The organism is Kitasatospora sp. NPDC058965 (assembly GCF_042741245.1).
GTDB lineage: Bacteria > Actinomycetota > Actinomycetes > Streptomycetales > Streptomycetaceae > Kitasatospora.
On record NZ_JBHYKG010000508.1, the window covers coordinates 1 to 3,604 of the forward strand.

The window sequence follows — 3,604 nt, forward strand, 5'->3', positions numbered from 1 at the left end:
GGCTGTCGGCGCTCCGGGGCGCGCCCCGGGTGCTGCGGGATCAGCTCACGGTGACGTCGTCGTACCGCGTGTACGTCGGGTCCCCCGCGTAGTCGTCATCGTGCGAGGTGAGCGTGAGCGTGTAGCCGTGCCCGGCGGTGAGTGCGGAACTCACCTGCTTCCAGCCGGAGTTCGGACTGCAGGTCTTGGCCAGGACGGTCGTGGTGGTGTTGGCCGTGGTGTCCTTCAGGGTGGCGGTCGCCCAGTCGTAGGCCACGGTGTCGGGGCAGATGGTGTCGTACCAGAACGACAGCGTGCCGCCGCCGCTGCCGGCCGTGAACGACTGGGTCACCGAGCTGTCGCCGTTGGTCGGCCCCGTGCCGCCCAACTGCGCGGCGTAGCCGCCGGAGTGTGCGCCGGAGGAGACGACGGACGTGGTGCCGCCGGTGGTCCACCCCGCCAGGCTTCCGGTCTCGAAGCCGCCGTTCGTCACGGGACTGCTCCCGCCCCCGGCGGCGGCCGGGGTGCCGGTCGCGCTGATCTCCGCCGCGCTGGTCCAGGGCCCGCGGTTGCCGGCCTCGCTCAGCGCGCGAAGCCGGAGGTAGCGGCCCGGCGTCGCGGCGAACCGGACCGTCTTCTCGCTCGCGGTGTCGGCGAACGTCCCGCTGGCCACCGGTGTGCCCCAACTCGTCGTGGAGTCCGAGACGTAGACCTCGTACTGGCCGATCCGGCCGTTCACGCCACCGTCCTGCCGGGGCAGGTAGCGCAGGCTGTCGACGGCGTACCGGGCGCCCAGGTCGATCTGGATCTCGTGCGGCAGCGGCGCCGCGGTGCCGGTGGAGTAGGCGGTGTGCCAGATCGTGCCGGTGTTGCCGTCGAAGGCGTTGGTGGCGGCGCCGTTCTCGGCCGAGGTCTCCTGGCTGTCCGCCGACACCAGCTTCCACGCCGTCTTGTCCAGGTCGGGCGAGCCCTGGGTGCCGGTGCCCGGGACGGGCAGGGTCGCGCCGGCCAGGGTGATCGCGAAGGCGCCGGACTGGCTGCCCGCCTTGACCCACAGCACGCCGCCGCGGTCGGCCGGGTCGAAGAACCAACCGGTGGCCGCCGCGTCGTACGCGGACTTGGAGCCGAGCTGCGCCAACGCGGTCGAGCCGAGGCTGACGCTGCTCGGCGCACCGCCGAGGTGGACCGAGAACTCGTAGCCGCGGGCGGCCGGCTTGCCGGTGTAGGACCCGTTGCTGGCACCGACGTTCACCGTGACGGTGCCGGTGCCCGACGCGGGCGCGGTCACCCCGACCTGCTGCGTGGCGGACGCACCGCTCTGGTAGGCGCGGGTGAGGCCGTCGTCCTCGTACAGGGTGAACGAGGAGGTGCCCGCCGGGTACAGGTCGTAGGTCAGCGTCGACACCGGCTTCTCGCCGGTGTAGTTCATCTGCGGCCACATCGGCACGATGCCGCCGCCCTTGACGAACACCGGCGTCGCGTCGAGCGGCGCGGCGTAGCCGTTGAGCGTGGTCGGGCCCTGGTAGACCTGCCCGGTCCAGTAGTCGGTCCAGGTGCCGGCCGGCAGGTAGATGCCGTCGCGGGTGGTGCCGCTGGTGGTGACCGGCGCGACCAGGAACGAGTCACCGGCCATGAACTCGCCGGAGGTGGCGTTGCCCTGGGCCACCGGGTCGTTCGGGTACTCCAGCACGAGCGCGCGGGTGGAGGGGACGCCGGTGGTGCTGGCGACCTGGCTCATCGTGTAGAGGTACGGCATCAGCCGCATCTTGGTCTGCAGGGCCTTGCGGTTGGCCGACAGGTACGGGTCGGAGAACCGCCACGGCTCCTTGTCGGAGTAGCCCGTGGCCGGGTTGGTGGTGCCCCAGCCGGACATCGTCATGAAGGCCGGGGTCCAGGCCTTCCACTCCAGGTCCCGGGTGAAGGTCTCCGGGCTGCCGCCGAAGATGCCGTCCACGTCGCCGGAGGCGTAGTTGAGTCCGGACAGGCCGGCGCCGACCACCGACGGCACGGTCCACCCCATGGTCGGCCAGTCGCCGTTGGTGTCACCGGTCCACACGATCGCGTTGCGCTGGGTGCCGGCCCAGCCGTCGACGGTCCAGACGAAGCGGCGGGCGTCGGAGTTGTTCTCGATCCCGGCCACGGCCTGGTTCACGCCGTCGAACGCGCTCTGGTACCCGCCGCCGATCCAGGCGACGTCGGTCTTGACCCCGCGGGAGCCGTCGACGCCCACCTCGGTGTTGATGTTGCTCAGCCCGGTCGAGGTCCACAGTCCGGTGTGGAAGCCGAGGGCGGACAGGCTGGAGACGCTCTGCTGCAGGTCGGTGTAGCCGCAGCCGTAGCCGTCGTTGGGCAGGATCCAGCCGGACGGCATGTCGGCGTTGCGGGCGTCCTGCGCGTAGCCGACCGCGTCGGGCGTGGTCTGGTGGCGCAGGCGCGTGTGGTCACCGGTGTAGGTGGAGCTGGAGGCGTTCCAGCAGTCCGAGTTGCCCAGTTCCAGCCCCCACTCGGGCGCGAGGAAGGGCTTGCCGGTCACGTCGGTGTAGGCGCCGAGCACGCCCTTGAGCGAGTCGCCGACGAAGTAGTAGGCGTCGAACCGGTTCTCGTTCTCGGTGGTGGCGACCGGACTGGTGAAGGCGTAGGAGCCGGGGGCCCAGGTGTTGCGCAGCACGCCGTAGCCGTTGGACGACATGTAGAACGGCGCCGGGCTGGCGTTGCTGTTCTGCTGCCACTTGTTGTCGATCGAGATCGGCACGGTGGTGCCGCGCAGCGCCCACGCGCCGAGGTGCAGCCCGGTGCCGTAGTACTGCTCGGTGGCGCCCTGGTTCAGGTACTGGGTGGTCTGCGAGCCGGTCCAGGAGATCGGCGCGGACTCCTGCCAGAGCAGCGAGCCGTCCGGCCGGTACGCGGCGAAGGTCAGCGGGGACTTGTACGCGCGCAACGTCACCGCGGCGGTGCTGATCTGGTAGTACGTCCCGGCGTCGGAGGTGGTGACGGTCGGGGTGGCGAACGAGGTGTTCAGCGTGATCTCGGAGCCGGCGGGGTCGGTGAACGTGCCGGTGGGCGCGAGCCAGATCCGGAAGATGTCCGCCCGGACGAACGCCACCCGGACCGCCGCTCCCGAGGAGGTGGCGATGGTCGAGGTCGCGGCGGACTGGCTGAAGCCGGTGATGTTCCCGGCCGTGCTCGACGCGGCGACACCGCTCGGCGCGGCGCCGACCAGCGCCGAGGCCGCCAGCGCGGCGGCGGCGCCGAAGCGCAGCAGGCGGTGGGTGGCCCTGACCGGGCGGGTGACGGCAGCGAACAGCCTGCTGCGCAGGCTCCCTGGCGGGTGCGGCATGGGGGTCGGTCCTCTCACGGGGCATGACGGGCCGGGCCCCCGGGGAACCCGGCCGGTGTGTGGGGTGCGGTGCGGGGACGTGCACGGTGCGGGGAGCGTGCGGTGCCGGACCGGGCCCCGAGCTCCCGGACCGGCCGCGCTCAAGGCAGCGACGCAGGTCGCGGATTGAGCACACGGATTGCACCGCAGATACTCGATCGTGTCAATAACTCGCTCATTTCAAGCAGAAATGAGCAGAACCCTCGCTGTGCCCCGCCTCCGGATCCGGAGTTGACGGCCGCTCAGGGT

The 3,604-nt window shown here is 71.4% G+C and carries 1 protein-coding gene; it reads right to left on the reverse strand.

All coding sequences use genetic code 11. The annotated features are described in order from the left end of the window. Nucleotides 1-40: 40 nt before the first annotated feature. Entirely contained in the window at nt 41-3,316 is a 3,276-nt protein-coding gene (locus ACFW1A_RS39410; RefSeq protein ID WP_380418329.1) for a TIM-barrel domain-containing protein, read from the reverse strand. Between the last annotated feature and the right edge of the window lie 288 nt (nt 3,317-3,604).

What these genes read in the sequence shown, in the direction of transcription:
- ACFW1A_RS39410 (WP_380418329.1), bottom strand. Translation starts at nt 3,316, where the DNA reads ATGCCGCACCCGCCAGGGAGCCTGCGCAGCAGGCTGTTCGCTGCCGTC.